The sequence below is a fragment of the Sorangiineae bacterium MSr11367 genome, assembly GCA_037157805.1.
Classification (GTDB): Bacteria; Myxococcota_A; Polyangia; order Polyangiales; family Polyangiaceae; genus Pendulispora; species Pendulispora rubella.
The window spans coordinates 7029215-7052486 of record CP089983.1 but is presented as its reverse complement, the minus strand read 5'-3'; the positions used below and the strand labels follow the sequence as shown (position 1 = coordinate 7052486).

General features: G+C 65.1%; 8 protein-coding genes. 2 read left to right on the top strand and 6 right to left on the bottom strand.

Annotated elements, in window-relative coordinates; translation table 11 throughout:
- Nucleotides 1-26: 26 nt before the first annotated feature.
- Together LVJ94_27110 and LVJ94_27105 are read right to left on the bottom strand one after the other, a co-directional pair.
- The gene (locus tag LVJ94_27110; protein ID WXB00580.1) at nt 27-3602 is read right to left on the bottom strand and encodes an AAA family ATPase; all 3576 of its coding nucleotides are present in this window, start codon (nt 3600-3602) and stop codon (nt 27-29) included.
- Nucleotides 3603-3692: 90 nt separating this feature from the next.
- Nucleotides 3693-4106, bottom strand: a complete 414-nt coding sequence (locus LVJ94_27105; protein ID WXB00579.1) for a prolyl oligopeptidase family serine peptidase — start codon at nt 4104-4106, stop codon at nt 3693-3695.
- Between the two features lie 916 nt (nt 4107-5022).
- Here LVJ94_27105 and LVJ94_27100 point away from each other — a divergent pair.
- Nucleotides 5023-6048 (top strand): lipase family protein, encoded by a 1026-nt coding sequence (locus LVJ94_27100; GenBank protein WXB00578.1) that lies wholly within the window; start codon nt 5023-5025, stop codon nt 6046-6048.
- Here the strand turns inward: LVJ94_27100 and LVJ94_27095 are convergent.
- The 3 genes from LVJ94_27095 to LVJ94_27085 all read right to left on the bottom strand — a co-directional run bounded on the left by LVJ94_27095 (nt 6045) and on the right by LVJ94_27085 (nt 15138).
- On the bottom strand, nt 6045-9983 hold the full coding sequence (locus LVJ94_27095) for a protein kinase (GenBank protein ID WXB00577.1): 3939 nt from the start codon (nt 9981-9983) through the stop codon (nt 6045-6047). The two genes, LVJ94_27100 and LVJ94_27095, sit on opposite strands and share 4 nt — an antisense overlap.
- Before the next feature lie 34 nt (nt 9984-10017).
- A complete protein-coding gene (locus tag LVJ94_27090; protein WXB00576.1) occupies nt 10018-13896 on the bottom strand; it encodes a protein kinase in 3879 nt (1292 codons plus the stop codon).
- A gap of 372 nt (nt 13897-14268) precedes the next feature.
- Entirely contained in the window at nt 14269-15138 is an 870-nt protein-coding gene (locus LVJ94_27085; protein WXB00575.1) for a hypothetical protein, read from the bottom strand.
- Between the two features lie 417 nt (nt 15139-15555).
- Between LVJ94_27085 and LVJ94_27080 the strand changes: the two genes are divergently transcribed.
- The gene (locus tag LVJ94_27080; GenBank protein ID WXB00574.1) at nt 15556-19509 is read left to right on the top strand and encodes a protein kinase; all 3954 of its coding nucleotides are present in this window, start codon (nt 15556-15558) and stop codon (nt 19507-19509) included.
- Nucleotide 19510: 1 nt separating this feature from the next.
- Here the strand turns inward: LVJ94_27080 and LVJ94_27075 are convergent, their stop codons facing one another.
- Nucleotides 19511-23188 carry an Ig-like domain-containing protein gene (locus LVJ94_27075; protein ID WXB00573.1) on the bottom strand — a complete coding sequence of 1226 codons (3678 nt, stop codon included), beginning with the start codon at nt 23186-23188 and terminating at the stop codon, nt 19511-19513.
- Between the last annotated feature and the right edge of the window lie 84 nt (nt 23189-23272).

Here is a 23272-nt window from a genome sequence, read left to right as displayed (position 1 = left end):
TCGTGAAAGTATTTCTTACATGACGCTCACGTCGACGATGGCGAGCGTGTGCCAGCACGCATCGTCGTCATGGCCGTCCATTCCGCGACGAGTTCCGCGCGCAGCTCTTGGGCGATCGCGTCCACGGAGCGCCCCAGTGCGTCGTCGAAGGCCGAGAGCAGGGCCTCGCGCATTTCGCGCGCCGAAGGCCAGCGTGCGGCGGCGTCGAAGGCCAGCGCGCGATCGACGACCTGCGCGATCTTCGGAGAAATGCCGGGCACCACCTCGGCGAGGGAGCGCGCCGGTGTCGTGGCGGTGGCGACGAGTTGCGCTTGGGCGTTGTCGGCGACGTGAACGAGCTCGCCCGAGAGCAAGGTGAAGATCGTGGCGCCGGCGGCCCAGCAGTCGCTGTGCGGCCCGATCGCACCGCGGCGGCCGAGTGCCTGCTCCGGCGGCATGAAGGCGGGGGAGCCGATCACGTTGCCGGTCATGGTGATGCTTCCATCGCCGTCGAGCCGGCGTGCGATGCCAAAATCGAGCACGCGGATGTCGCCGGTCGACGTGATGAACAGATTTTCCGGCTTGATGTCGCGGTGGACGATGCCGGCCGCGTGGGCATGGGCCAGTACGTCGAGCGCATCCCTCATGATCACGGCCACTTCGTGCGCGGGTAGACGCTTTTGCGCGCGTTCCCACCTGGCGCGCACCGTCTCGCCTTCGAGCAGCGGCATGACCAAGAAGGGGTGACCGTTCGAGTCCGTGTCGTGGGCCAGCACGGGGACGGCCCCCGGATGCCGCACGTCGTTGGCGAGGGCCGCCTCGCGATGGAAAAGATGGAGAGCTACCGCATCGTCGCGAAATCGTTCGTGCAGAAACTTGATGGCCACACGACGGCCGTCGGGATGCGACGCCGCATAGACGGTGCCCATCCCGCCGACGCCGAGGATGCGAGCGATGCGATAGCCGTGCACCTCGCGCCCCAAGCGCGATAAAGCGCTTTCCGGGAGCCGCGCAGGCGAGGGGGGCCGGCGCGCATCGAGGGATCCGTGCACCAAAGCTTCACGCGCTTCGCGCGATCGCTGCTCGAGTCGGGGGAAGCCGGCACGCTGGCAAAGCTGGATCGCGTGCTCGAAATGGGTGGCGGCGCGCTCCGGCTGATCGAGGGCCGCCGCCAGGGCACCGAGCTCGTGGGAGACGGGGCCAACGGTGACCGACGGAACCGGCCATCCCGTCATGCACCCCTCGAAGGAAAGGAGCAACCGGTAGAGGAGCTCCATCCGGTTTCGATCGCGCAGCTGAACGAACCGCGGTGCCATGAAGGCGAGCATGTGCCCCAGCATCGGACGCGCGCGTTCGAGGTCCAGGGGATCGATCCACGCGCGATGCTCCTCGCGCAGCCGCGGGTCGGCGATCGCGGCTTTGTCCCGGAACATCCGCCACCATTGAATCGCGGGCACGCCAAGGACGTTCCACGTCGCCAACGACGGATGGGCGGCTTCCACGGCTTCCAGCGCTTTCATCGCCGCGACTTCCCCGGCCGCGTCGCCGTGAAGGTCCGCGCGGACGATGCGATTGGCCTCGATCGCTGCAAGCCATGCCGGATTGTCGCAGCGTTCACTGAGCTCACGCACATCGCGCTCGGCGCTCGCGATGTCTTCGGCACGGTCGGTCATCGTGGCCAAGGAAAGGCGCCCGCCGGCGGCCAACAAGTGGTGCTGTGGCACGTGGGTCTCGTTGGCGAGCTGCTGCTGGATGGCCAGCTCGACCTCGATCATCTCCCGTTCGCCGCGCTGGAATGCGAGCCGGCACAGTCGGTAATGCGCATGAAACTCGAGAGGTTTGTCTCCGAGATCGCTTGCGAGTGCGCCGATTTCCCGATCGATGGCGGTAAGCTCGGAGCTATCGTCCGCCGCTCCGAACGTACCCCGTGCGGTGGAGAGCACGGAGAGCCAGACGCGACGATCCTCGAAGGAACGCGCGAGCGCCATGGCCTCGTGGGCGAGTTTCAGCGGCCGTTCGCGGTACAACGTCGGCGTCATCGCGGTCGCGAGACGCGCCATGATCTGCGCGTGCAGCGCGTCCTTTTCCGGATTGAGCCGCAACGCCGACTCGAGCAGCTCGACCAGCCGCGCATCGACCCGCGCGCCTTGGCTCTCGAAGCCGTAGGCCAAGGCGGCCTGCGCATAGATGCGCGGCTCCCCCGCGCGCTCCGCCATGGCAGCTGCGCGCTCGCAGAGCTCCTTGCCCATCGGGGATTGCCCCACGCGGATGTGCGACACACCGAGGCGCCAGAGAAGATCGGCACGCCGCGCATCGTCGCGGCTCTGGCCGTGGTCCAGCGCGGTCAGCGCGCGATCGAAGTGCCTCGCCGCATCGTCGAATGCGCAGAGGCTCGTGGCGTGATGTCCCGCTTTGGTCGCAAAATCCGCGGCCTCGAGCCAAGATCCGAGCGGCGCGCTTTCGAATTTATGATGCGCCAATTCGGCGAGGCGAGCATCGAGATCGGCCCCGTGCATCTGCTCGAGCGCGTGTGCGGCGCTGGCATGCCAACGCGCGCGCTCCACGGGGGAGAGCGCCTGATACAGGGCCTCGCGGATCAGCACGTGCGCAAATCGCACGGGCTGGGTCGACCTCGAGTCGGCCCCGAGCACGCCGGCTGCGAGCCCGTCGTTGACGGCGACGAGGATCTCCTCGGCCGGCCTTCCGCACACGAGCTGCAACGTGGCCACCGACGACTCGCGGCCCAACACGGCCGCCGCATCGAGCACGCGCCGGCTCTCGGGCGAGAGGCGCTGCAGCATCTCGTGCACGGTCTCGCGGATGCTGTCCGGTAGCGCGAAGCCCGTGGGCAGCGAGGCTCCACCGCGCGCCGCGAGGAGCTGGGCCAGCGCATCGACGAAGAGAGGGTTGCCCTCCGTGGCCGCAAACACCGCCGCGGCCAGCTCGGACGTTGGCTCTGCGCCAAGCGCCTCGCTCAAGCATTGCGCGACACTCGCGGCATCGAGGCGGCCCAAAGGACGAAGGGCGCCTTCACGTGCCAGGCGGTTCAACAGCGCCGACACCTTGGGGAGGCGACGCGCCTCGAGCTCGCGGTAGGTCCCAACGACGAGCACGCGAAGCCGTCGAAGGTCCCGCGCCACAGCCAAGAGAAGCTCGAGCGAGGTGACATCGGCGGCGTGCAGATCGTCGAACGCCAGGACCAACGGGCCGTCTGCGGCCAAACGCTGCAGCAGCGCGACGATGGCCGAACCGACCCGCAGCGGCTGGAGCTCCGCTTCCCCGCCGTTCCCCGCTCCGATCGCCGTCAAGAACGGCGTAAGATCGGCGCCGCGCGGATGGCTCGCGGCGAAGTCCGCCCCCGCGGGGGTCTGCAGACAGGCTTGCAGCACTTGTGTCCATGGCCAACAAGGAGGCGCACCTTCCACCTCCCAGGCCCGGCCCCATGCGACGATGGCGCCACGTTCCTCGGCCGATCGAGCGATCTCTTCGGTGAGGCGTGTTTTGCCGATGCCAGCCTCACCCGAGAGCAGAAAAACGCTGCCCTGACCCGCGAGGGCACGGCCGAGTGCAGCCTCGAGATCCCCAAGCTCGCGGGAGCGGCCAAAGAGCGCGTGAAATGCCATCCGAAGCTACAAGAATCGATGAAATCTCGCCTCTTCGCAACGGCGAGTCTCACGAGCCCGAGCCGGTGTCCCGCTGTGGTCACGCGATGCTCACGGGACACCCATTTCGGACAAGGTGAATGCATAGGCATCGGCCTCGTCTTCGACCCAGCGCTTGATGGCGTCGGCTCCCCTGTGTCCTGCATTTCGTTGCGTGCTCAGAAGGACCGGCCCTCCGGAGGACGCGGACTGCAGGGCTGCCACGAACTTTCGCGCGTGCATGGGATCCACACGGTCGTCGCTGTCCGCGGACAATGCCAGGACCGACGGGTACGCCGCGCCAGGCTGCACGTGGTGATACGGCGAATAAGCGAACAGCGCCGCGAACTGCGAAGGAACCGCCGCCGAGCCATACTCGGGTATCCAGGTCTGGCCGGAACCACTTCCCGGATAACGGATCATGTCGGTGAGCGGCACGAGCGGCAAGCCGACCCGGAAGAGATCGGGGCGCTGTGTGATGGGCATGAATGCGCGTGCCATCTTTGAACGAAAAATATAGTCGCGACGTCGCGAACGCGTTCTTTACGGCTCGCCGCAATACGGACCGTGGTTCGTGCATCTTCCCTCGCCACAAACACGCTCGCACGCTTTGCGTGCGTAGTCCCGGGAAGAAGGACGGCCGGCACAATAGTCGTAAAACTCAGGGTTTCCGTCGCAGGTATACCACCCTTCGCAGGCGCACGTAGGAAGCGCATTTCGAAGCTCGTTGGCCGACAACGGCGCAGCGTTCCGTTCTTCTTGTTCGTTAGGATCGGGATCCGAGGAACAACCGGAAACGACGAACAGACAGCCAAGGACCATCGACGTTACGATATTCTTTAGCCAAGCATTCATTTGAGGCCTCACTTTCACGAGTTTGATCGAAAAGGATCGCATGCAAGAGCAACGTGTTGCCGAGTGTGTATGCAATGAAATGCATGCTAAGGACTTGAATGACGTATTCAACTGTAGATTGTGAAATGTTTTTGAATTAATTTAGTTTCAAATTGACGCAATCAATGATGAGGGTGACCGATAGCGCCATAGGTACCGGGCACGCGCCGTCCTGATACGGAGCTCAAGCTTTCGATCATTCTGAAGCGGGCATCGGTTGGGTCGCGAGCGCTTCATGGCCCATCACGGTAACGAGACTGTCACGAAGCGCCTCGCGGTAGAGTCGATGAAACCGACCCAGCCGGTCGTCGTTGGCCATCACTGAACAAGCATGTGGCAACATTGGGTGGCGGCAAGGTAATTGCCTATTTCCGCATTCGAGCTCGATTGGCAAATTGGAGGCCACGCCCAGCGAAGTCGAATTTGACCCACGTCATGCGGCTCGCTCTCTGCGCGCGCACTCGGCCTCGCGTGAGGTAAAGTGCCATAAAGGGAAGGGGGCTCCATAATGAGCAATCTGCAACGATTCGGGAAGGTCAGCACCTACGAGCTCGAAGACGATTCCGCAGCCGTATACGGGCTCGAAGCCACCAATGGAAATGCGGCGCTCGCGATTTCGACCGGACCTTCGCGGCAGCTCGCCTCGTTGGACGTCGCCACCGCCCACGATCAGTCGGTTTATTACTACAGGCAAGCGGCGGATATTTTGGCCGATATCTCCTCGTGGGCCTACTCCGATTGCCAGATCCTCATCGACGAGCTCCGTCATCGAGGCATCGTCGGCCCCGGGACGACGTGCAAGCAAGTGTCGGTGGCGAACCACCCGATGCTCGTCGTCTCGACGGCCTTCTTCATTCGCAGCGGCAACGTGGGGGTCATTGCGTTTCGCGGGACGGAGCCGGCGAACGCGATCAACTTTCTGACCGACGCCAACTGCAGAATGGTCGACTTTCTCGCGATGGGCCATGTCCATGGCGGCTTCGTACGAAACGTGCGCGCGGTATGGTCCGAGCTGGCCGATGACGTGCAGAAGGCCATCGACGACCCATCCGAGTCGAAACGCCTCAAGGCCCTCTACATCACGGGGCACAGCTTGGGTGGAGCCATGGCCATCGTGGCCGCAGCCCTCATCTTCGGTCGGCCCATCTACGTGAAGTGGCGCCCGCTCGTGCGCGGGATCTATACGTATGGGCAACCGATGGTGGGCGACAAAGAGTTTGCCAAGACGTGCTCGCGATTCGACAAGATGGTGTTTCGCCACGTCTATGGAAACGATCTCGTGACGCGACTACCATCGGTCATTCTGGGGAACTTCGAGCATTTCGGTTACGAGTTTCACGGTGGCGAGGATGGCTGGACGCCGCGGAGCAAGTTGTCGCAACAGGTCGTGTCGGCCGCAGTGAGCATCCCCGTCGGACTCGCGGCATGGGTCTTCGAGCAAATCCCGGTGTTGCACAGGGTGCGTCTGCCGTATTCCGTGGGCGACCATTCCCCGGTCAGCTACCTGCAAGCATTCCGCGAGGCGCGAAACTAAAGAGCAAATTCCACGGCCGAACGAGGTAATCGTTTTTTCGCTTCCTCGAGGACGCGTCGGTTCACGACGTTTCTCGTGAGGAAGCGCAGGCGAAGATCCGCGTCGGGAATGTTCTCTGCGCGGATCCGTATCCGCTCGACGGCGCCCTCCAGAGCTTGCGCGGCCGCGGAGGTCTCGGCGGCCGCATGGGCGTCGAAGGCCGTCAGCCAAAGTCGTACCTCCATGAAGCCGCAGCCATGTGCATGCTCCGCGATGGCGGCGTCCACGTGCTCGCAAGCTTCGGCCGCTCGCCCGCTGCGCAGCAGCACATTCGTCAGCACCACCTTGGCATGGGCCCTGTAAATGGCGAATCCGGTGATCAGGCCGAGCCCGAGGCGGGCGTGTTTTTCGGCGGATTCGAGTTCCTCGTGCAAAAGAAGAATCTCCGCCAGAATGGCGTGCGACAGCCCTTGAAGGCTCCTGTCGCCCGGCTGGTCCAAGAAGGCGCGAAGGAGCCGTTCGGCCTCCTCGATGGAGGCATCGCCACCCTTGTCGAGGAGCAGCATGGCCAGATAGGGCGTGGCACTCGAGATGAGCCACGCTTCCCGAGAGCGATGCCCCTCGGCCAAGGCGGCTCGCAATTTTTGCTCGCCCGCGTCGACGTTGCCTAGGTGCGCAAGCGAGATGCCTCGGTAGATGCGCGCAAACGCCACGAGCCGGTGGTGGCCGCACGTTTCGAACATGCCTTCGGCATCGGTGGCCGCCCTGGATGCGTCCCAAGGCTCGGGCCGAAGGTACCAGGCGGATTCCGCATGGGCGAGCCTCCACAGACCCTTTCCAAAGAGACTCGTGATGGGCGCAATGTGAGCGTCCATCTTCGCAAGTTGCCATTCGGCCCGGGAGCGTGCCCCCGCGCGCGCGAAGTACCCCGCCGCGAGCCACGTGGCTTCCATCCGCGCCACCGCGCTCTTCGAATCGCACTCCGCGGCCCAAAGCTCTTCTCCCCAACGTGACACTTCGTTCGGGCGCACGAGGATCCCCGCCACCATGAGCATCATCCCCGCGGCCATGTACCACTCCTTGCTACCGCGGTGGAGAAGGAAGAGCGCCCGAACGAGGAGCGGATGCACGTGGTCGAACTCGCAATCCAGAGCGTGTGCCCGCGCACGCACCGTGAGCAGTGTCCCCAGGAGTTCGCCGTCCGCCCCGCACGCGATGGCGCGCTCGGTCAGGGGGACGACGGCGTGGACATCGCTCTGATCGAAGGCATCGAGCGCCGCCTTCGTGTAGAACGCCGCGGCCCGCGCCATCATGTCGCCGAGGGCGAAATGCTCGGCGAGGACACGCGGATTGCGTTCGCCCATCGATTCGAGAAAGGCCGCCGCGGCGCGATGCCCGGCGATGCGATCCGCGTCGGTCAGCATGCTGTACGTGGCCTCGCGCACGAGCTCGTGGCGGAACGCGTACTGGACATCCCCGAGGAATCGTCCACCAGCCTCGCGCAACACGAGCTCCTGGTTGACCAGGATGTGAAGCCAATCGTCCACGCTCGCAGGGGAATCCTGTTCGCCGAGGAGCGCGAGCACGCCCCCGCGCCAAAAGGTGCTGCCGAAAACACTGGCCGCGCGCAGCACCCGCCGCAGCTCCGGCTCGAGGCGTTTGAGGCGCGCTTGGAGCATGGCCAGCACCGTGGCCGGCATGGCCGTGGACTCGCCCCCCGCCACGAAGCGAATCAATTCCTCCAGAAAGAGCGCATTGCCCGCAGCCTGGTCGACGATCCGTGCCACGACGGCGGGCGCGATCTCTGGGCCGAGGACCCGTGCCACGAGCTGCGCGCTCGCTTTCTTCGTGAGGCCATCGAGCCGAAAGTCTTGCCGTTTGCGCTCCGACCAGAGCTTCGGGAAAATTTCCTCGACCTCGGGTCGGGCCAAGGCCAAAACCATGATGGGCTTGTCGCGGCACTCGCGCAACACCGCGTCGATGGCACGCACCGTGAGGACGTCACCCCATTGCAGGTCTTCGAGAACCAGCAGAACGGGGTGCGCATGGCTTTCGGCGCGGAAGAACGAGACCAACGCCGCGCTGACCTGACTGAACATGGAGTGCGGCTCGCTCCGCGCATCGCGAAGCCGGGGGCTGCTCTCCGACGGAAATGGAATTCCGCAAAGCTCACCGAGAAATTCGCTGACGAATTGCACGTCGTTGGCCGGCACGTGGCGTCGGACGCGTTCGCGAAGTTTGTGCTGCTGCGCCGACGGCTCCTCTCCATCATGGACGTCGACGAGCCCGCGGATGGCGTCCCACAGAAGGCCGTACGGCGCACCGGCGCGCGTGGGATCGCTGTGCCCGACCAAGATCGTGAGGCTCGCCTCCCCATCGGGCGCGACTTGCCGCAGAAATTCGCGGCGCAATCTGGATTTGCCAATCCCGGGCGGGGCGATGAGCATCGCGAGCCGGGCCACCGGCTCTTCGCAGCACTCCGAAAGCAGCATGCGAAGCAGGGCGAGCTCCCGGTCGCGCCCCACACACGGCGTCGGCCGGCCCAGCAGGGGCCGCGCTTCGTCGGTGAGGAACTCCGCTTCCACCTCGCGGAACCCAGAGGCCGCTCGGCCCACTTGAAAACACGCATCGAGGAGCTGCGCCGTGACCTCGTCGAGCCACACGCCACTCGATGACGGCGGCGGCTCCAACCGCGCGAGGGTTCGAAGGAACGAGCCCGCCCGGTCGATGGCTTCCCCGCTCGGCAGATGCGCACCCACGACGCCTCGTCCGGTCGTCACCGCCACCCGGAACGAGGGTTCGACTTCGCGGGTGAAGAGCGCGCAACGCGCGGCCTGCACCGCTTGCTCGGTGGCCGTCATCCGCTCCGTTTGCGCGAGAATGGCAATCATCGACCCGTCGAGGAGCAGCTCGACGCGCGCCCCATAACGCCCACGCACGGCATCGGCGAGGGCCGCGCGGGGGGACGGCTCCGTGGGCTCTTCCTCACCCACCGTCAGGGAACGGAGGCGCGTGTTCTCGTCGATGGATACGACGACGCTCACGAGCTGCTGTTCCTCGCTCAAAGGGCGTGACGGCGGTGCGAACGAACGTCGCGTGCTCGGAGGCCCCGCGGGCGCAGGCACGTCCGAGAGCGGCCCGAGCGCGAGGAGCTCTTGCAGGAGTGCACTCGCATCCTTCGGCCGCTCCTCGGGGTCCTTGGCGAGCATCCGTGCGAGCAGATCGTCCACGTCTTCCGGCATCGTCGGCCGCAGGGTGCGCAGGCGCGGTGCTTCCTGAAGGAGGATGCTCGCCAGGATGAGCGAGGTGTGACTTCCCGCGAAGGGCATTCGCCCGGTCAGGCACTCGAACATCACGCACCCGAGCGTGAACACGTCGGCGCTCGGACCGACATTTCGATCGCCGCGCGCTTGCTCCGGCGCCATGTACAAGGGGGTTCCCACGGCCAGACCGTGTGCGGTGAGCTCGGAGGAAACCAGCCGCGCCACGCCGAAGTCGAGGAGCGAGACCTTGTCCAGGTGGCCGCCGACCAGGAAGATATTCTCCGGCTTGAGATCGCGGTGCACGATCCCATGCCGATGCGCGGCGGAAAGCGCATCGGCGACCCGTCGAAACACGGTCACCGTTTCCGGAAGGGTGAGACCTTGCCGGGCCAGGCGGTGGTCCAGGTCTTCACCTTCGAGCCACTCCATCACGAGGTAAGGCTCCCCCTGCGGCGTGGTTCCATGGTCGATGTACGAAACGATCCCCGGATGACGCAGTTGCGAGAGGACATCGGCCTCGCGCGTGAATCGCTCGTGGAGATGTCGCACGTACGCCGTGGACGAGAGCACCTTGAGCGCGACCGTGGATCCATCGCGCTGCTGATCGCGCGCGCGGTACACGACGCCCATGCCGCCGGTCCCCGCGAGCTCTTCGATGATGAACCGTCCTGCGAAGACGGTCTTGAGTTCCATGGCAACCTCGAGTCGGTAAGCCGTCCGCTATCGTTTAGATTCCTAGCAATTTTCGCGCTTCCTCGAAGACGCGTCGGTTGGTCGGATCCTCCGTCAGGAAGCGCTCGCGAACGCGCGCATCGGGGATCCCGTCGGCACGCGCGTGCACGTGTTCGACGGCGGCCTGCAAAATGCGCGGGGCCTCTGGGCTGCCCGCGGCCGCGTGCGCCTCGAACGCGGCCCATCGAAGGCGCACCTCGAAGGTGCCGCAGCCGCCGATCCCATCGACCCAGGCGATCGCGGTATCGGCGTGCGTGCAGGCTTCGGCATGGCGACCGCTGTGCCGGAGGACGTGGGTCAGCACGGCATCGGCATGGGGCCGGAGCACCACGAACTCCGAGATCATGTCCAGCGCGCGTCGCGCGAGCCGTTCGGCGGGCTCGAGCTCGCCGCGCCCGAGGTGAATCTCGGCCAAGAGGCTTTGGGCATGGCCCTGCATGCTGGGATCGCCCGGGCCTTCCAAGAACGCGCGAAGGATGCTCCAAGCTTCGTCGATCGACGCGGGATCCCCTTTCTCGATGAGGGCCAGCGCGAGGTACGGCACCGCCACCGAGAGGAGCCACGGTTCGCGTTTGCGGCGCGCCACCTCGAAGGCGGCGCGCAGCTTCGGCTCGCCCGCGTCGAAGCTGCCGAGATGAACGAGGGCGTGGCCTCGAAAGACCCGCACGAACGCCAGAAGGCGCAGAAATTCCGCCTGCTCGAGCAGCGCTTCGGCGCGCGCGCCCGCCATCGAGGCCGCCCAGGGATTCGGTTGAGAGCACAAGTCGTCGACCACGTGCGCGAGCTCCCACCAGGCTCTCCCATGGGGCTCTTCGAGGGAATCGATCCACGCATCCGCGTGCGCGAGGTAGGGCGCGATCTTCGCATGTTGTCCGGACCAAACCAGCTTCATGACCAACGAGCACATGGCCCGCATGCGCATCGACGCCGCCTCGGGTTCGCAAGGCGCCGTCCGCAACTCGTCGCCCAGGTGCAGGGCTTCGTCCCAACGAAGGAGGGCGGTCGTCACCAAGATCAAGGTGCCGGCGGCGAGCCACCAGTCGTCGGTCCCAGGGCGGAGGAGCGACAGCGCTTCTTGAAGGCGCGCGCGGGCGCTCGGATGATCGTAGGCGAAGAAGTCCACACGTCCGCGCGCGGTCAGGAGCGCTCCGAGCACGGTTCCCGTCGCGCCGCCGGCGAGTCCCCGCTCGGAGAGGCGCCCCGCAGCCGCCAGCTCGTTGTAGTTGATGGCTTCGGTCGCCGCCCGCGCGTAGTACTCCGCCGCCCGCGCCGCGTCGCCACCGAGGGCGAAATGCTCCGCGAGAACGCCGGGATCGCGTTCGCCCATCGATTCGAGAAAGGCGGCGGCGGCGCGATGACCCGCCGCGCGATCCGAGTCGGTCAGTGTGCCGTGGGCGGCCTCCCGCAGCAGCACGTGCCGAAACGAATATTGCGTATCTCCGACGAACCGGCTGGTGACATTGCGCACGAGGAGCTCCTGATCGAGCAGCGTCTCGAGCCGGTGGTCGATGCTCGCCCCCGAATCGTGCTCGCCGAGCAGCGGAATGAGTCCGGCTCGCCAAAACGTCGCACCGTACACGCTGGCCGCGCGAAGCATCCGGCGCAGTTCGGGCTCGAGCCGCTGGAGCCGGGCCTGCAACATCGCAATCACGGTATCCGGCATGGCGCCCGACGTGTCTTGCGACACGAAACGAATCAGCTCCTCCAGAAAGAGCGCATTGCCACCCGCCTGCTCGACGATGCGCTCCACGACGTCGGGGGAGACCCGTGTGCCGAGGACCCGGGTGACCAGCTGCGTGCTCGCCTTTTTCGTCAGCCCGTCGAGCCGGAGATCCTCGCGTTTGCGTTCGGCCCAGAGCTTCGGATGGTGCGCTTCGACCTCGGGGCGCGCGAGGGCCAACACCATGACGGGCCGATCGCTGCACTCGCGCAGCATGTCGTCGACGAGGCGCACCGTGAGGCCGTCGCCCCAATGAAGGTCCTCGAGCACGAGCAGCACCGGGTGTGCGGCCGACTCCGCGCGCACGAAGGCGACGAAGGCCTCGCTCACCTGATCGGCCATGGTGCCCGACTGGGTGCGCGCGGTTCGAAGTTTCGGGCTGGTCTCCGACGGGAAGGGGATCCGACAGAGCTCCCCGAGGAACTCGGTGACGAACTGCGCCTCGCCCGCAGGCACGTGGCGCCGCACCCGCTCGCGGAGCCGGCTTCGTTGCGCGGTGAGCTCCCCGCCGTCGTGGACATCGATGAGCCTTCGCAAGGCATCCCAGAGCAAGCCGTACGGCGCACCCGCACGCGTCGGATCGCTTCGTCCGAGCCACACCTCGACGGTCCTCGCCGGATCCTGCTGCACGTGCCGGACGAATTCGCGGCGCAGGTGCGATTTGCCGATCCCCGGCGGCGCCAGCACCACCGCGAGGCGGGCGACGGAGTCCTCGCAGCATTCCGCCAGGAGCATCTGCAGCTGCGCGAGCTCCCGATGGCGACCGATGCACGGCGTCGGCTTTCCGAGCAGCAGCCGATTTTCCTCGGTCGTTCGCTCCGCCCGCAGCAGGCAAACCCCCGATTCCGTTCGGCTCGTTCGAAAGCGCGCATCGAGCAGTTGCGCCGTGATGTCGTCGACCCAGATGCCGCCCGTGGAAGGCGGTGCGGACGATTGCGAGCGGCGGACCAACTCGCTCGCGCGGTCCATGACCTCGCCGCCCGGCAGATGCTCGCCCACGATCCCCCGTCCCGTCGTGAGGACGATGCGCTGCAACGGAGACTCTTCGCGCAGAAAGAGGGCGCACCGCGCCGCTTGCACGGCTTGGTCGGTCGCCGTCATGCTTTCCGTCTGCGCGAGCGTCGCAATCATCGAGCCGTCCACCAGCTCTTCGACGCGCGCACCGAAGCGGCTGCGCAGCGCATCGGCGAGGGGCGGGTGAAACGCCTTGCCCTCGGCGGGCGCGGGCGCGAGCGACAAGATGATGCTCACGAGTTGTTGCTCGTTCGACAAGGGGACGGCCGGCGCGGAGGCACGGTCGGGCGCAGGTTCGTCCGACGTGGGCGCGAGCTGGTTCAGCGCCTCGAGCAGCGCGCTCGCATCCTTGGGACGCTGCTGCGGATCCTTGGCAAGCATCCGCGCGAGCAGCATTTCCAGGTCCTTCGGCATCGACGGCCGCACCGAGCACAAGGCCGGGGCCTCATTGAGCAAGATGCCCGCCATGACGACTGTGGGATGCGATCCCTCGAAGAGCACCCGCCCGGTCAGGCATTGGAACATCACGCACCCGAGTGCGAACACGTCCGCACTCGGACCGATCGTTTCCCCGCGCGCCTGCTCCGGCGCCATGTACAGCGGCGTCCCCAATGCCAGTCCGCTCGACGTGAGTTCGGACGAAATCAGACGTGCCACGCCGAAGTCGAGGAGCGACACGCGCTCCGCCCGTCCGCCTCGAAGAAAGATATTCTCGGGCTTGAGGTCGCGGTGCACGATCCCGTGGCGGTGCGCGACCGAAAGGGCATCGACGATTCCGCGAAACAGGGTCACCGTCTCGACGAGCGATAGGCCGGCCCGATTGAGACGTTGGCGAAGGCTTTCCCCTTCGAGCCATTCCATGACCAGGAAGGCGTCTCCTTGCGGGGTGATCCCATGATCGATGTACGAAACGATTCCGGGATGCTGCAGCCTCGACAGCACGAACGCCTCGCGCGCGAATCGCTCATGAACGCGCAGCACGTGTCCGAGCCGGCGAAGCACCTTGAGTGCCACCGGCGCGTTGCCGCGCTTTTGGTCGCGTGCGCGGTAAACCACCGCCATTCCGCCCGTCCCCGCTACGTCTTCCACGAGGAAGCGTCCGGCGAAGATGGTCTTGAGCTCGAGCTTGTCCACGCTCATGGCATCCCGTCCACGGGATCCTAGGAGCCGTCGGTGGCTCCGGCGAACAAATCACGAACGGGTGGTGGATATGACCGTTTGGATGGCGTGCCCAATTCACTTTATTGTTGGGCTCGTGTCCAATCAACCGCCAGGACGCGAGGAGCGCCGTGCGGGTTCGGGGGGGGGATTGTCCCCTCGGATCGTTGGCGGCCCTCGCGTCCTCGCGGGGGATTGGATTCCTGGATTTCGCTCGCCAAGGGCCAGACGGACCCCTCCCAAAACCCCTTCGGTCCTTGCGAGCGAAAATCCAGTGACGAGACGCGCTCGACGCGTCAGCGAGAATAAGCGGGCTCGCCTCGGACGAGCCCGCGGTCCGAATCGTTGGCTAGATCAGTGATCGCCGCCGGCGCATTCGACGCCCGCGCTCGCGCGCGAGAGCTTGATTTCGACGATGTCCAACAGGTTGATGACCACCGCGGCCGAATCGATGGATCCGCCCTCGGCCGATTGTGCATTGATGGTGATGTAGCCGAGGTTGAGACCCAAGAAATCCTTGAGGTCGTAAACCGTCGAGTTCGGGACCGCCGTCATGTCGACGATCGGCTTGCCGTTGAACGTCAGGCCGGTGACCGTGGTCTTGGCCGACGTGACCGGTCCGCCCTTCGTGCACGATGCGTCCGCATCTTGCTGAATGACGTCGTAGCGAATCATCAGTTTGAGCAGGTCGGGCGCGTTCTTGCCGACAAGATCGTCGATCAGATCGGACAGGCCGAGGCTCTGGAGGAGCTTCGACAGGTCGATCACGATGCCACCGCCGCCCGGTTGAAAGAGGTCCGCCAGCAAGGAGCCCTCGGGGGCTGCCTCGAACACGGTGCCGTTGACGCTCGCGGAGGCGGCGTGCGAGCCGCTGTCCGTGCCCTTGGCCGACGCGTTGAGGTTGGCATACTGAGCGAGGTTGTCCGCGTTTACGCCGGTCAGCGTCCACGACTTCGGCGTTCCCGCCGCATCGAGGGCGCCAGTGTCCGCGACGTTGAGACCGCCGTAATTGCCAAGTCCGAATGGCTTGGCGTCGACGGACAAAGCCACCGCACGACCCGAGTGGGACTTGGCCTTGGCCTGGGCCGGTGCGGCCGTCCCATGATCGCCCATGAGCGGATCGCTCGAAGAAGTGCCGCTGTCACCCGAAGCGCAACCGAGCGCCCCGAACGATGCCGCGAGAAGTGCAATAGCTCCTGCACGAAACCAATTTGATCGAATCATGTTGTCCTCCCCTGACGTCCAAACCGCGTCTTTTGCGGGCCAACGTCTTATCTGGTCTGATGATCAGTGCGCAAATGGTGAGGCACTAAATGTGCGTGCAGGTAACTTTAATTTTTGAAGACGTCCGCCGAGCCCGTCGACGATTCTTCGCAGTCCAAATTTCAATATCACCCAATTAACGATTTTGAACGATTCACGATCAGCGATTGGGACGCGGACACGGATTATCTACTTGTGGATAGCCCTATGAATCAATTGCCGTTCGATCGTTTGTTATGTTGCCTGGGCAACTTTTGCCTTTCGATTGACGCGCGCAAACGCGCTTGAGTCATCCACTTGGGCGCATAATTTGCGGATTTCGAATGCTCTCCGGAAGTTTGGGTCTGACATCAGAGGGGAGGGGGGAACTGCGGCACCATGGACAGGACGGAACTCACGCCCGGGACGGTCTTTGCGGACCGCTTCATCGTCGAGCGTGTGGCCGGCAAAGGAGGTATGGGTGTCGTCTACCGGGCGCGCGATCGGAAACGCAATGGCGCAACCGTGGCGCTCAAGGTGCTTCTCCCTTTTGCGCATCGCCGCCATTTTCACGAGCGATTTAGTCGCGAGGCGTACATGCTCTCGGAGCTTCGGCATCCGGGGATCGTTTCGTATGTCGATCATGGCATTGCCGCGGGCGGGCGCGCATTTCTCGCGATGGAGTGGCTCGATGGGGAAGATCTCGACGAGCGCCTCGACCGCTGCGGTCTGACGCTGCTCGAGACGGTGAATATGTTTCGCGGTGTCGCCGACGCGCTTTCGGCCGCGCACCGGCGAGGGTTCGTGCATCGCGACCTGAAACCGGAGAACATTTTTCTCCGTTACGGGCACCCTGCACTCCCCACGCTGCTCGATTTCGGGGTGGCGCGGCTCATGGCGTCCGAGCTGACAGGCACGGGGCTCGCCGTGGGAACTCCATTTTATATGGCCCCGGAGCAGGCGCGCGGCGACCGAAACATTGGGCCAAGTGCCGATGTGTTTGCGCTGGGCTGCTTGATGTACGCATGCCTGACCGGCCTGACGCCTCTTGCCGCCGGTCAGACCACGGTGGTACTCCCCGACATGCTTCTCGACGATTTCGTGAATTTGCGTGCGGTCCGACCGGACATACCCGAAAAACTGGACCTGCTGATCCAGCGCATGCTCGCCAAGGAGCCTGCGCAGCGGCCCAAGGATGCCGGCGCACTGCTGCAGGAACTGAATGCGCTCGGGCCCCTTCCAGGGGAGCACGCGCAGGGGGCGAACGTACGGGAGGCGTGCGCCACCTCGCTTCTTTCCGAGGAAACCGAGGCGATGCAACTCGTCAGCGTCATCTTGGTGGTCGAAGACCGCGCGGTGGCGAGCGGGCATCCGTGCGAGGAGCCAAGCCCCAGTGAAAAGCTGCGGGCCCTCGGCGATACGCTTCGAGACCGCTTCGACGCGCGCCTGGAGATCCTGCCCGGCGGTTCGCTGCGCGTGACCTCGGCACAAACGGAGCGTACGACGGTGACCGATCAGTCCGTGCAGGCCGCCCGTTGCGCGCTCTTCTTGCGGGGGCGTTTTGCCTCACGGCGCATCGTGATCACGACGGGGCCCGCCGTCGTCGCGGGGCAGCATATGCCCACCGGAGAAGCGGATTCCAACGATTGGCCCGGCATTTACCTCGATGCCATGACCGCGCATTTGCTCGACGCCCGATTTCAAATGAGGCCGGAGCCCTCTGGATTCTTCATGTTGGACTCCGAGCTGGCCATTGACGACGCGCGGCTACTTCTCGGAAAGCCTACCCGTTGCATGGGGCGTGAGCGCGAGCTGGCGCAGCTGCAGCGCCTTCTCGACGAGTGCTGCGCCAACTCGGTCGCGCGTCTCGGCCTGGTGATCGGGCAACCGGGCGTGGGGAAATCGCGTTTGCGCCACGAGTTCGTGCGCTCCGTGCGGCGGGGGCCATCCGCGGACGTCTGGATTGGACGGAGCGATCCCACGCGCGCGAGTACGCCCTATGGTCTCATTGCCGACGCGCTGCGGCGCCTCGTCGACGTGCACGATGACGAGGAGTTGGCCGTGCAGCAAGGCAAGCTGGCCGAGCGTGTGCGGCAGCACGTGCCGCCGGGCGAAGCTCGATTCGTGAGCGAATTTCTGGGCGAGCTTTGCGGGATTCCATTCCCTTCGACCATGAGCCCGAAGCTATTGGATGCGCGATTGGATCGGCGCACCATGGTCACGCACGTCACGGCGGCCTTTTTGGCATTTCTACGCGCGGAATGTGCTGCCCATCCGGTGCTGCTCGTTCTCGAAGATCTGCATTGGGGTGATGAACTCACCGTGCGGGTGATCGACGCATTGCTCCGCGACTGCCATGACCAGCCGCTGATGGTTCTCGCCCTCGCGAGGCCCGAGGTCGCAGATCTCTATCCAAAGCTTTGGAGCGAGTGCCGTGGGCGCCAGGAGTTGCAGCTCGATGGGCTGGATGCGCAGGCGAGCGCGCAGCTCGTCCTCCAAGCCCTCGGTGCGAGCGCCGCGCCGGCGGTGGTCACGCGAATCGTCGAGCAGGCCGCGGGCAATGTGCTCTTTTTGGAAGAGTTGATCCGCTTCGTCGCGGAGAATCGAACCGACGACTTGCCCGACACGGTCGTGGCGATATTGCAAGCACGGTTGCAGCACCTGGAGCCCGAGCTGCAGCGGGTGCTCCGTGCTGCCAGCGTTTACGGTGGCACGTTCTGGCGTGGCGGCGTTCTCGCCCTGATGCGGCAACATATGCCCTCGGGCCGCATCGACAAACATCTGGAAGAACTGACGCGTCGCGAGCTCATCACGAAGAACGGTTCGAGCCGGCTTCTCGGCGATAGCGAATACACATTTCGTCATTCGCTGGTGCGTGAGGCGGCGCACGGCTTGCTCACCGACCGCGGCCGGAAGGCCGGCCATCGCGCGGCGGCCGAGTTTCTTCAAGCGACCGGCGAGCACGATCCGAACGTTCTGGCGGAGCATTACGCACTTGGCGGGGAGCTGGACCGAGCGACGGTGTTTTACGCGCGTGCGGCCGCGGAGGCGCTCGACCATGCGAACCTTCGGGAGGTCTCGCGGCTCGCCGAACAGGGCATTGCGTGTGGCGCAAAGGGCGAGCTCCGTGGAAGCTTGCGCGGTGTGCAAGCGCGCGCGCTCATGATGGATTGCGACTATTTGAAGGGGTATGCGCTCGTATCCGAGGCGCTTCCCTTGCTCCACCGCGGCAGCGTCGATTGGTGCAATGCGGTGGGAACGATGGTGGTGGCGATGTTGTCGTCGCTCAATCGCTACGACGAGGCGCTCGAATGGGGCGAAGTTCTGCGTACGACCGATCCCGAACCCGATGCGATCGGGGCGTATGTGGAATCGCTGCGCAGTCTGTCCGGTATGTTGACCTTGCTGTCGCGTCGCGAGGAGGTGAAAACCTACTTGGCCCGGATGGACACCATCGTCGAAACGAGCCACCGGCTCCCGGTCCGGGGGTCGTGGGAGTTCTCGCACGCGCATGCGGGGTGGTACCTCTCGCGCGATCCCTGGTCGGCATCGATGGCCGCCGCTCGGGCCGAGGCTTTGTTCGAAATGGTCAATCACCGGCGCCATCTCACGAGGGCGCGGATCTACCGAGGCATATCGCTGGCGCATTTGGGGAATATCGATGCCGGTGAAGAGAAGCTGAGAACCGCTCGGGCCGAGGCCTTGCGGGATGGCGACAAGTTCACCGACGGAATTGCCACACTGCAATTGGCCATGGCCCTGGCCGACAAGGAAGATGGCGGCGCGCTGCACGATCAGGAAGAAGCGGAGCAGCTGCTTCGAAGCTATTTGGAGCACCCGGGCGACGACAACTTGGAGGCGTTCGGGAACGCCATCCTCGGGCAAATTTTTCTCGACCGAGGTGCGCTCGATCTGGCGGAGTGCCACCTCGGGCAGGCGCTCGATGGGCTCATCGACTTCGTCGCGCTCCGGCCATACGCCGATGCCACCCGGGTGAAGATCTTGCTGCGCCGCGGCCGGGTCGTCGAAGCGCGCGAGCACGCGAACGCGGCGCTGATCCGGCTCGATCGACTCGGGGGCGGCGGCTTCGCCGAGGTGCGATTGAAGCTGGCCGCCTTCGAGGCTTATGCCGCCGCCGGAGATCCCTCGGCGGAGCGAATCCTCGAGGGCATCATCGACCAGATCGGGATCCGCGCCGACGCCATCGGCGATTCGGACGCGCGAATGCGCTACCTCACGACGAACCCCATCAACCGCCGCGCACTCGAGATGGCCCACGCCATCAACCACCGTCGCGCGAGCTCGGGCTCCAGCTCGCGCGACGGCGTCTTGGCGTGGCTCGAGAATCGGTAGGCTACGGGCGGAACACCATGGTTCGGGCTTCGCTCATGTTGCCCGCCTTGTCGTAAGCGCGCGCGGTGATGGCGTGCCACACGCGCGGTCGTGCGGTGGAAAGTCCCCAATTGAACGAATAGGGGGCTGCCGTGAGGGTGGCCGCGGGGGTTTCGGCGCTATCCACGTAGAACTCCACGCGCGCAATGCCCGACGCATCGGAAACCGATGCCTTCACGGTGGTATCCTGCGTGATGATGGAGTTGGGCAGCGGATAGGAAAGGCTGACCGCCGGGGCCACTGTGTCGCTGGAGCCCGGCGCCTTCATAAGCCAGACGATGCTCTCGCCCGGCGCGAACGTCACGGTGTCAGCGTCGCGATCCGTGATCACCTCGGTGCGGAGGGAGCCTCCGAGCAATCGATACCGAACGATGGAGGCTCCGCCCGGGTAGCGGTACGGGGCGAGGTTCACTCGCTGGGTCGAGGGCACCTCCGAGCCATTGATGGCCAGGAGCGTGCGGCCGCCATTTCCTTCGCGCGCGCCCGTGACGATGGACGGACCGAGATGAATCGCGTTGATTTGCGGCGAGAGGAAATACCCTTCGAGCTGCTTGACCAAGTTGAACGCCGCCGCAATCCCGAACCAGCGATCGGTGCCCACCGGATCGAGCGAGGTGACGCCATTGGCGTATTGCACGGTGGGAGGGCTGGCGCCGTTTTGATACGATCCGATCCCCTCCGGCGCATTGGCGCGCGCCGTGCGCCAGGTGAGTGAGTCGAAGTGGTAGCCGCGGAGCCCCGCCTGTCCTGCCGCCACCGCGTACATGACGGAGAGGCCCGGGATCTCGGCGGTGTTGCGGTTGAGCAGGATTTCGCGTTCGGTCGGCTCCGACGCATCACCGGCTGCCGGCTTGAGGAACCACCCGCTGCACGTGCTTGCGAAACCCAACTGCGGAGCGTTTCGCCGGAGGCCGAGAGGCCCTAGGAGATAGGAATGGACCGCCTCCATCGCATTGACGGATTCTCGGATCGAGTAGTCGTGGGCGTAGCTGGGATTCGCCAACGTCACTGTATGATACATGCTTGCATAATCGGCAAACGCGGGGTCTCCCATCCACGCGTGGGCGACGGATGGCCCGCTCGGGTAATGGTGGGCACCGCCCGCGATGGGCCACGTTAGGTTCGGCCGATTCGTCGCCCCATTCATGACGGACATCAATCGCACGAAGGCATCGGACGGTGCCTCTGGATGTTCCGTCTGCGGATTCGGTTGCCCGCCCCATAGGAAGCTAACCTCGTCGACCATCTCGAGTGAGACGACGATGCCGCTGGCCTTCACCTTTTCGAGCGCGTAGCGGACGCGCCCGGGCCCCGAAGCCACTCCATCCGGATCCTTGGTCTCTCCGATCGAGAACAGGACATTGACCGGCTTTCGTGCGACCTCGTCGCCTCCGAGCACGTACTTGAAGCCATTGTCTTTCGCGATCTTTTCATAGTTCGCCCAGCGAGCATCGAACCCGGGACGCCATGTCGCATCGTTTTGGTCAGGCCGGTTCAAGTAGAAACCGATTTCCAGTGTATTGACTCCGGCCGCGCGTGCCTGGGAGGCGAGATTGGGATTCTGCACGGGGGAGGCGAATTCGTCCGGCGTGAGCGCGAAGAGATCGCGCACCCAAAGGGACGAACCCGGCGTGTACGCGTTCAGAACTTTTCCGTCCGACGAAAAGTGTGGAAAGATGCCATTGTTTCCCACGAAGATCCGGACCGCGGAGGTGCGCGCTCCCGCGCGGATGCGGATTGTCGTCCCCCCTGTTGCAACGCCCTGGACCACCCCCGCGGCGGAGACCGTCGCGATCGCGGGATGATCGCTTTCGAACGTGGCGCTGCCACTCCATGGCTCCTCGGAGCCGTCCGTCATGATCGCGCGAAGATCGAGGCGCGCGGAGCCTCCTTTGGAAAGAAATGCCTCGCGCCACTGTGGCCGGATTTCCATGGCGACGCGGCCGTTCGCGAAGGTGACCGGCGTTTGCAGCGATGCGACGGGGCGTATCCCCATGCCGAAACTCCCGCCCTCGAGCTGCTCTTTCACCGGCGCCACGGCCTGGACCAGCAGCTCGTGCTTGCCGTTCGCGTACTGCGTCGTATCCAGCTCGAAGTGAGCGTTGCACACGGCCCATCCCGGGGTGGTCGCGTTGCCCGCGCACCCCACCGGTGCCAGCGGTGAGGCGATTCGCTCGCCGTCGACCCAGTACACCAAATTGTGATACGTGCGCGGGTCGAAGTCGATGTCCTCCTGGGTCATCTCACGGCGAAATTCGACGTCCCACGATAGCTTTCCCGAGATTCCCTCGGTGATGGTGGGCGCGACCAATTTGGCCTCGCCGCGCAAGTGCGTTCGGAACTTGCTCTCCACCGACGGGGTGCTCCAATTGATGACCTTGAACGGCACCGGCGCGCTGGTGGTCAGCACGTTTCCTTCCGCATCCCGTGCCACGGCGACGAGGGAGAGCGGGCCGTCGTGAACCAAGCCCGAATGCCAATCATACGCGTACGGCGCCGTCGTGATGGGCCCATTGGGGCCCGACAGGGGGCGCCCGTTCACCAAATATTGAATGCTCGCGACATTGGGGACGGCACTGGTATCGACTTGGAAAGCCGTGCGGCCCGTGATGGTGGCATTGGCGGCGGGGGAGGTAATGCGAATACCACCAATGCCGGATACGGATATGTCGTCCAAGAAGACTTCGGCCGCGTCACCCTGCCACCCGCGCGTGAGCCCGAAGCCCGGTGAGAAGTTCAGCGCACCCTCGCGGGCATGCATCTGCGTCGGGTCGAGCTCGATGGTCTCCGCGCTGCCCGTCTCCACGCCATTCAGGAAATAGCGGTATGTGACCCGGCCGCTGTCGTCCGACGAATCCTCGAGCTCGCCGCCGTTGGTGATGACGTCGGCGCGGATTTCCAGAAGGTTCCAGGTATCGACGACGGACGCGAGATCGACGACCCGGTGGCCATGACCGCCGGGCGACGTGAGGCCAAAGCCCGCGCGGTCCAGATACGGCTGGGGGCGCAGCCCGTAACGCTCCCCGGCATGACTCGGAGCGTAGACTTGGGCCGAGATCAAAAGGCTCGTTCGGGTCGGCGTTCCGGTCACCACGGGAACGGAGATCCGGCGCGCAGCGTCGCCGCGAATGTCGGCGCCCGTGTTCGCGGGGCCCGTCGATCCATTCCATAGCACCCCTGTCGCCGCGCCGCTCTCGGAGCCAATCGGCGGTGCATGCCCCGATTGAAAGCGAGAATGGCCGAGCCACAAGGCCGTTCCATCGAATCGGGCACCGCCGGACATCGTTCCACCGGCGGCTGGAACGCGGTTCGGCACGTGCTGCGTGATCGTTTCGCAGCACGTATTCTTTCTCGCGATCGCGTAGACGCCATTGGCCTGTGAGGCCGCGCCGTTGAACAATCGAAGATTCGTTCCGTCTCCGAAGGCTCCGTGGTTCTCCAGCCCGGTGCCCGCGAGGGCCTCGGTGCCTTGACCCGCCGTCCCGAATGACAGTGTGTAATAGACGGGACCCAGCGATTCGCCCTGTCGCAGGGCGACGTTCCGCGTTTCTCCTTCGTTCGTCGGTGAGTCGGTCGTTTCGTCGCTGGCTCGACCGCACGCGGGGCCGACGAACGATGCCAGCGCCACGACGAGTGCCAAACGAGCACCCGAGGGATTCGTATGGGTAGTACGCCGTAACGGCAAAAATAATCGAGTTCCCATGCGGCCAGCGTTCGTGGCCGA

What these genes read in the sequence shown, in the direction of transcription:
- LVJ94_27110 (WXB00580.1), bottom strand. Translation starts at nt 3,602, where the DNA reads ATGGCATTTCACGCGCTCTTTGGCCGCTCCCGCGAGCTTGGGGATCTC.
- LVJ94_27105 (WXB00579.1), bottom strand. Translation starts at nt 4,106, where the DNA reads ATGCCCATCACACAGCGCCCCGATCTCTTCCGGGTCGGCTTGCCGCTC.
- LVJ94_27100 (WXB00578.1), top strand. Translation starts at nt 5,023, where the DNA reads ATGAGCAATCTGCAACGATTCGGGAAGGTCAGCACCTACGAGCTCGAA.
- LVJ94_27095 (WXB00577.1), bottom strand. Translation starts at nt 9,983, where the DNA reads ATGGAACTCAAGACCGTCTTCGCAGGACGGTTCATCATCGAAGAGCTC.
- LVJ94_27090 (WXB00576.1), bottom strand. Translation starts at nt 13,896, where the DNA reads ATGAGCGTGGACAAGCTCGAGCTCAAGACCATCTTCGCCGGACGCTTC.
- LVJ94_27085 (WXB00575.1), bottom strand. Translation starts at nt 15,138, where the DNA reads ATGATTCGATCAAATTGGTTTCGTGCAGGAGCTATTGCACTTCTCGCG.
- LVJ94_27080 (WXB00574.1), top strand. Translation starts at nt 15,556, where the DNA reads ATGGACAGGACGGAACTCACGCCCGGGACGGTCTTTGCGGACCGCTTC.